The sequence below is a fragment of the Lysinibacillus sp. OL1 genome, assembly GCF_004332175.1.
Lineage (GTDB): Bacteria > Bacillota > Bacilli > Bacillales_A > Planococcaceae > Lysinibacillus > Lysinibacillus capsici.
The window spans coordinates 1-6,338 of sequence record NZ_SJDS01000030.1; the positions used below are offsets into that span (position 1 = coordinate 1).

Consider the following 6,338-nt stretch of genomic DNA (forward strand, 5'->3'; position numbering starts at 1 on the left):
TTTTACCGAGATCTACACGGTATCCCATGCCCACCACTGCTGCAACAGGATCCTCAGATGGTTTATTGAATTTCCTACCAGAAGTCAACATATTTTGATAGTTGGACATTTTTCCATAGCTGCTATTTAAATTCCGTAACATGTTATTAGATAACATGGATTGTGTAACACGCATCGATAACTCTCCTTTCAGGTAGCGATTATAATCCTACTCGTCCCATTCCATTAATAATTTTGTCTAGTGTTTCATCCACTACGGTAATCATACGTGCATTAGCGTTGTATGCTTGTTGAAATGTAATCATATTGGTCATCTCTTCATCTAAAGAAACCGAACTCATCGCAGCTCGATTATTAGCGATTTGTAAATGTAATGCCTGCGAGTTCTTAAAATTAGTTTCTGCCTCTTTTCCTTTGACAGCTAAGTCCCCTGTTATTCCTCTATAGAAGTTCTGGAATGTGGCTTGGCCTAAATTGGCATTTGTCTTTGACTGTAACTCTGCTAATTTAAGCATATTTTTATTATTACCAGATTCACCTGCTGTATCAGACGCAGCCACTTCTTCTGGTTTTGTAATTACTATTTTAAAATCACGGGCTGTTGTACCACTGAAAAAATCACGATTGCCAACAGTGTCGTTTAGTCCAAAACCTGCTCGATGAATCGCATTAAATTCGGTAATAAATTCATTAGCTAACTTATCCAGATTAGCTATCATTTCGGAATAGAGTCCTTGTCCTGTGCCATTATTATAACTGTGACCATAAGCTTCGATTAACGCTCGAAAACCCCCACCTTCTTTATACAGTTGACCAAAGCTAATAGTAGAAGGACCTACCATCGGATCAGTTGGTGGTTCCCCAATATCAGAAATTCTAAACTCCAAAAACTCTGCAAAACTTCCTGTTGCTGGATCGTCTTCTTCACCATCTATACGATTACCGTTTCTATCCACAGCAGCAAGTGTTGCATATTCCCTGCCGTTTACTAAGGTGATTGGTGGACTACCATCTGATGGTTCATAGGTAATTGTAATAGTACCTTCTGCTACATCGTTTGCTAACCCACCAGATTTTTCTCGTTGGATGGACACAGGCAATTTTTTATTTAATTCATCTACCAACAAGTCCCGTGCATCATATAAATCATTCGGCACATTGCCATTCGGTTCAACCTCTTCAATTTGCTTATTAATATGAGCAATTTGTTTAAGAAGTGAGTTGACGACGTCTGTTGTAACCTTTATTTCATTCCCGATATTCCCTTGAACCTTCTTTAATTGCCGATCCATATAATTGAAGGAGTCTGCAAGAGTTCTTCCTTCAGCAAGCAACACCTGACGCCCAGCCATTAATTGTGGATCTTTAGTGATATCTTCCATTGATTTCCAAAAATTGGTGAATGCCTGGTTAATTCCATATTGAGAGGGTTCATTCATTACATCTTCTATTTGCGAGATAGATTTTACTGTGGATTCCCAATAACCTAGTCGATTTGTTTCCTGACGATATTGTCGATCAATAAACTCATCGCGAATACGTTGGATAGAGGTTGCTTCGACACCAGTCCCTAGATGGCCAGGATAGTAAGGTGAATTTAAACCAGCCGTTGGGAAACCTGGTGTAGCTTGCATATTTACTCGTTGACGAGAGTAGCCTAATGTGTTGGCGTTGGAAATATTGTGACCTGTTGTATATAAAGCAGTTTGCTGTGTGAAGAGGCCACGTTTACTAGCTTCTAAGCCCATAAATGTTGAGCGCATTTTTCTTCCTCCCTTGTTATGCTTGTGAATCGAAATATGATTTTTTAGCTATGGTATTAGTTCCACGTACTTCGTTGCTGGAATAGTTCATTTGCTCTGTACGGGGTCTTACTGCATCTAATGTTAGGTTGACGACTTGTAAGGATTGGAAAACGAGTTTTTGATTTAGATCATTTTGTTTTCGTAGGTCATTGATAATTTGCATTAAACGTTCGCGAACTGCTGATAGTGTTGCTTTGTCAGCTTGTTGTTCAGCAGCCTCGATGACATCCGCGACAGTTGTTTTGTCAGATGAAGCAAGTCCCTTTGCTTCAAGGTAGTCCGTTACCTGTTTCTGACGCTGTTGCTCGAGCTTATCGATGGCTGCTACATGTGCCTGCTCGTCCTTGAGCAATTGGTCTAAAGCTTCGATATCGCCACTTTTAATAATTTCTGTTTTTTTAAAAGCTAGTTCGAGTAAGCTTTTATGCATTCTCTCTAGCATTGTTAGTGTAGAACTAATTGCTTCTACAGACATATCGTTATACACCCTTTCTGCTATTCCCTAGAAACGATAATATTTCAGCATATCCTCTGCCACTTTACGAGCGTCTACTTTGTATTCACCAGAAGCGATATCCTTTTTCAATTGTTGAACATGGTTTGCTCGCTCTGTACTGTATGTTGAAACCCCTTGCATTTCCTGCGCAGCCTTTGAAATTTCAATTTTATCGGCGAAGGATGCCTTGTTTGTATTTGATTTTGCATTGCGTACTTGGTTTTTATAGGCGTTTACTGCATTAACTCCATAAGATGTAATTTTCATTTCAATACCCCCCATCTCTAAATCCTATCTTACTATTATTTCGGATTGTCTCACATAATGTTAAGTTTTCACATAGAAAAAAGTGTGCTAATTTTGTTTAAAATTAACACACTTAGCGTAATTAACGTTTACGTTCTGAGTGATAGGTTACACGGTCACGTTCTTCAACACTTTGGCGAAACTCTTTGGCAGCTTCAAATGTCCGTAAGTCTGCTTTTAATTCATCCTGACATTTCGAGCAGAGCTTTCCTGTAGTCGTTAGATGGCCACAGTTATCACATGGATAGCCAAGGTTAGGGAACATGGCTGGCTGCAGACGCCCCTTACGAACCCATTTATACAATAGTTCCTCTGCTGCTCCCGTGGCTTCCACAATACGTTCTACAGTTGCCGCACGGTTTTCACGTTTACGTAAGAAACGATAAACGATTTGATAAAGCTCCTCCTCTGATTGTGCACACTTATGACACACTTCTCGGACTCCTGTATAATTAAAAAACTCATTACATTTCGGACAATTACGAACTTCTGCCATTGGCCTTTCCTCCTCTTTCTAGCAAATTTATCTACGAATGCTGTCTCATTAACTATTATACATAATACATTGGTATTTTCATCCTTCAATTAATGTGAAGTATTGGACATTTTTAGCACCCGCTTGCATTAAAACCTGTTCAGCATGCTGTAAAGTTGTCCCCGTAGTTTTTATATCGTCAAAAAGAAGATAATTTTTATGTTCGACTTGAGCACCCTCCATTAAGCGAAAAAGTGGAGCTGCTTGTATACGTTGCTCTCTATTTTTAGAGCTTTGGGTTTCTGTCGTTGTCTTTTCTAATAATTGTATAAAAGGAATATGCGCTGCCTTTAATAGTTCATCCGTATGCGAGAATGTACGCTCCTGTTGTTTGAGAGGGTGCATTGGAATGGGTAGAATCATCACTTTTTCTTTGGTGAGACGATTATGAAGCTCCTGCCGAAATACCTTTGCTAGAGCCACATCTTGAAGAAACTTTAACTGGTGTAAGTAATCCTTCATCGCCTCATTATATTGATAAAGGGATGTAGCAGATTGAGAAGGTACAAAACGAGCGGCACATCTTTCACATATAGTCGGCGAGAATTGCTTGGTTAGAATCATTTTCCAGGAAATAGTTATTTTTAACGGCTGGGTGCATATTAAACAATGAGTTTCTATTTTATTCATTCAGAAAATCCCTTCTTATTATAAAATTGAATTTTTTCGCATGCCTCATCCATCTCTGCCGTGATGCCGTGATGAAAGAATAAGACCTCCCCATCTGGAAATTGAACATCTCGTCCAACTCGGCCTGCAATCTGAATGAGGGCATTGGCGGTAAATATCAATGATTCTGCCCCAATAACAGCCACCTGTACTTTGCTGATTGTAATGCCTCTTTCTAATATCGTAGTGGTTAATAAGCCCGGAACTTCTTTATTTCGTAGCTTTAACACCTTCTTCTTCCGCTCTGGGTCAGCTGCATGCACAGCTAATATGTCTTCATTTAATCCTTGAAAAAGAAGAGTTGCACGATTCATTAAGTCAATTGTCGGGAAAAATAGTAAAAAGGGTTCCTTTTGGTGTAAGCGCTCCTCCACCCACTTTTTTAACCTTTTAGGGATTTTACCTCGCTTGAAGCATTTATTATAGCTCCATAAAGAACGAACTTGGGGGACTGGTAATGGATAATTATGATAGCGTTTTGGAATAAAAGAGTAGCTTTCTTGCTGGAAGGTATGGAGTAATGCTGCTGATGGGGTTGCTGTCACAAATACCAGAGGAGCCTTTTCCTTTTTAGCCTTTTCTACTGCTCTTTGTAGAGTTTCATCAAATGTATAAGGAAAAGCATCTGCCTCATCTACAATAATGACATCAAATGCCTTGTCAAATCGGTAGAGCTGATGGGTCGTTGCTATAACAAGCTGGGCATAGCCATTTTGGTAAGGAGCTCCACCGTATAAAGCATGAATAACTGTTTCAGGAAAAGCCTGTTGAAAGCGTGGATACAGTTCTAACACTACATCTGTTCGTGGTGTAGCAATACAAACACGTAGCCCCCGCTTTAATGCATCATACACAGATGGGAAAAGTATCTCTGTTTTGCCTGCACCGCAAACTGCATGAATTAAATGGGATCGTTTTACTTTCACACTTGCCAAGGTTTCATTAGCTGCCCGTTGCTGGAGTTCAGTGTATTGCCCGGTCCATTTTAATGAATGCTTGTTAATTTTTATCGTCTTGGGACCTGTCCAAATCATCAATCGTGTACAACTACTGACTCTCCCCATCTTAATACAGTGTCGGCAGTACACACATTGTTGCTGACATTTTGAGCAATCGAATTTTATGAATAGGTGCGGATCTGTATTGTGGCATCGATTGCATTTTATAACTGGCTTCATTTGAATTCCTTCTATTATACAGACGTATTTTCGCTGTATTGCTTTCTCAATATCTTCAGATGAAAATGGCGAATGTTCTTTTAACCAAATGCGACCTTCATGAAAATCACGTAATGCTGGGGGCAACAACCAACCCCTATATCTCATCAAAATCTCCCCTTTCATAGAAAAAAGCCTCTACTTTTGCTGTAGAGACTTCTCACAATTCGTTATTTTTTTGTCCATCCTAATCCCATCGACCCTTCACCTAAATGAGTACCAATAACAGGACCAAAATAGCTCAATTTAAAGTTTACGTTTGGGTACGTTTCGGCTAATTGCTCTAGCCATTCTTGGGCTTCAGCAGGGCAATTGCCGTGAATGACAACAGCGTCCATCGCTGCATACTTTTTTGCATCCACTGCTAGCAATTCTTCTGCACGCTTTAATGCCTTTTTACGTGTTCGGATTTTTTCGAAAGGTACAATTACCTTATCCACAAAATGTAAAACAGGCTTTACTTGTAATAAGCCACCGATTAATGCAGCTGCAGAAGATAAACGCCCACCACGCTGTAAATGTGCTAAGTCGTCTACAATGAAGTAAGCACGAATAGACTGCTGCATGTCCGCTAATGCTGCAAGTATGTCTTTTGCTGAATGGCCCTCTTTCGCCATTTCCGCTGCTCTTAATACGTAAAAGCCCTGAACCGCACAGGATATTTCACTGTCAAAGGCATGAACATTAATGCCTTCCACCATTTCACCAGCCTGTACTGCACCTTGGTATGTTCCACTAATACCACTCGATAAATGGATGGAAATTATCTCATCGTAATCCTTTGCTAGCTCTTCAAAAAGAGCCACAAATTCTCCAATTGGAGGCTGTGTTGTTTTAGGAAATTCTTTAGCTCCACGCACCTTATCATAAAATTCAGATGCTGTGATATCTACTTCTTCTGCAAATAATTGACCTGAGATATTAACACTTAAAGGTATCATATGAATGTTTAAGCGTGCACGTTCCTCAGCTGTAATATATGCAGTACTATCTGTTACGATTGCCGTCCTCATCCATGTCCACTCTCCTATAATTCTTAGTTTACAATCTATTTCTACTTGGTGCAATTGTTGTTCGTTGTTGTTGCTGGCGCTTCGCTTTCGCACAGACAAAATCTTGTTGTTGCTGGCGCTTCGCTTTCGCACAGACAAAATCTTGTTGTTGCTGGCGCTTCGCTTTCGCACAGACAAAATCTTGTTGTTGCTGGCGCTTCGCTTTCGCACAGACAAAATCTTGTTGTTGCTGGCGCTTCGCTTTCGCACAGACAAAATCTTGTTGTTGCTGGCGCTTCGCTTTCGCACAGACAAAAT

Annotated in this window: 7 protein-coding genes and 2 pseudogenes; all 9 read right to left on the minus strand. The window is 40.0% G+C overall.

Annotated features, from left to right (window positions below; translation table 11 throughout):
* Positions 1-175: pseudogene (locus EW028_RS24160) on the minus strand (flagellar hook-associated protein FlgL); the annotation flags it as partial.
* Positions 176-200: 25 nt separating this feature from the next.
* The gene (gene flgK, locus EW028_RS24165; protein WP_131522737.1) at positions 201-1,763 is read right to left on the minus strand and encodes a flagellar hook-associated protein FlgK; all 1,563 of its coding nucleotides are present in this window, start codon (positions 1,761-1,763) and stop codon (positions 201-203) included.
* A gap of 16 nt (positions 1,764-1,779) precedes the next feature.
* On the minus strand, positions 1,780-2,280 hold the full coding sequence (locus EW028_RS24170) for a flagellar protein FlgN (protein ID WP_131522738.1): 501 nt from the start codon (positions 2,278-2,280) through the stop codon (positions 1,780-1,782).
* 27 nt (positions 2,281-2,307) lie between these two features.
* Positions 2,308-2,568, minus strand: a complete 261-nt coding sequence (gene flgM, locus EW028_RS24175) for a flagellar biosynthesis anti-sigma factor FlgM (RefSeq protein ID WP_016994952.1) — start codon at positions 2,566-2,568, stop codon at positions 2,308-2,310.
* A 121-nt stretch (positions 2,569-2,689) separates the two neighbouring features.
* A complete protein-coding gene (locus tag EW028_RS24180; RefSeq protein ID WP_131522739.1) occupies positions 2,690-3,103 on the minus strand; it encodes a TIGR03826 family flagellar region protein in 414 nt (137 codons plus the stop codon).
* Between the two features lie 78 nt (positions 3,104-3,181).
* Positions 3,182-3,772 (minus strand): ComF family protein, encoded by a 591-nt coding sequence (locus EW028_RS24185; protein ID WP_131522740.1) that lies wholly within the window; start codon positions 3,770-3,772, stop codon positions 3,182-3,184.
* Positions 3,769-5,154 carry an ATP-dependent helicase ComFA gene (locus tag EW028_RS24190; protein WP_131522741.1) on the minus strand — a complete coding sequence of 462 codons (1,386 nt, stop codon included), beginning with the start codon at positions 5,152-5,154 and terminating at the stop codon, positions 3,769-3,771. The genes EW028_RS24185 and EW028_RS24190 overlap by 4 nt, the downstream gene beginning before the upstream one ends.
* A gap of 44 nt (positions 5,155-5,198) precedes the next feature.
* The gene (locus EW028_RS24195; protein ID WP_131522742.1) at positions 5,199-6,041 is read right to left on the minus strand and encodes a DegV family protein; all 843 of its coding nucleotides are present in this window, start codon (positions 6,039-6,041) and stop codon (positions 5,199-5,201) included.
* A 28-nt stretch (positions 6,042-6,069) separates the two neighbouring features.
* Positions 6,070-6,338, minus strand: a pseudogene (locus EW028_RS25470) (hypothetical protein); the annotation flags it as partial.